Origin of the sequence: Bradyrhizobium oropedii, from assembly GCF_020889685.1 — a bacterium.
GTDB classification, from domain to species: domain Bacteria; phylum Pseudomonadota; class Alphaproteobacteria; order Rhizobiales; family Xanthobacteraceae; genus Bradyrhizobium; species Bradyrhizobium oropedii.
Window position 1 is genome coordinate 1 of record NZ_JACMYO010000472.1, and the last position, 703, is coordinate 703.

Genomic DNA, 703 nt, shown 5'->3' on the forward strand with positions numbered 1-703 from the left:
CACGTAGACATAGGCCAACTTGGCTCGGTGCGCAGTCGTGAGCCGCTCGTCAGCGACGTTCAAGCTGATCAGCACGACCCAGTCCCCTTCCGGGCGTGCCGGGAACCGCTTGCATTCGCCGCAGCAGCGTGGCGAGGATTTGAGCGATCTGGGTTTGCGTCGCGGTCGACAGATTCGGCCACAGGCGCGGAATGTCGTCCGTCGGACGGCCAGGTGGATTTGCCAACGTCGGTAGGGGTCGATACGCAACGCGACCTGGAAGCGGTCGGTGGGTCATCGCGAATCACCTTCTCGTCGAGAAGGCTCAGACTCGCGCTCAAATGTTGCATCAATGGGATCAGCGTACGTGCACTGACACGTGGCAGATCGGCGGCGTTCGGGCGGGAAGTGATCGTCTCGGCAAGATCCGTCGACGCGATCCGAACCGCCCGCGGCCGGCCGTCCGGCAGCGCGACAACGACGTAGGCGGGGCCGCGCCCCGACCGCTCCTTCAGCACCTCAAGCCGGTGCCCAAACAGAAAATGATGCGGGTCCGTGATCGTGACGTGAGACACGACCCGCTCAAGAATAGGGGTACTCTGACGTGTTCGGCGATCCGGTGGTCGCCACCGCGATCCTCGACCGACTCCTGCTCCATAGCTACGCGTTGACTAACCGCGGCGACAGCTACCGGCTCCGCGCCAAACGGAAGAGCGGCCTCATC

General features: G+C 64.0%; 1 pseudogene. It reads left to right on the plus strand.

Going from position 1 to position 703, the window contains the following annotated elements:
• Positions 1–574 precede the first annotated feature (574 nt).
• Positions 575–703, plus strand: a pseudogene (locus tag H8A95_RS43355) (ATP-binding protein); the annotation flags it as partial.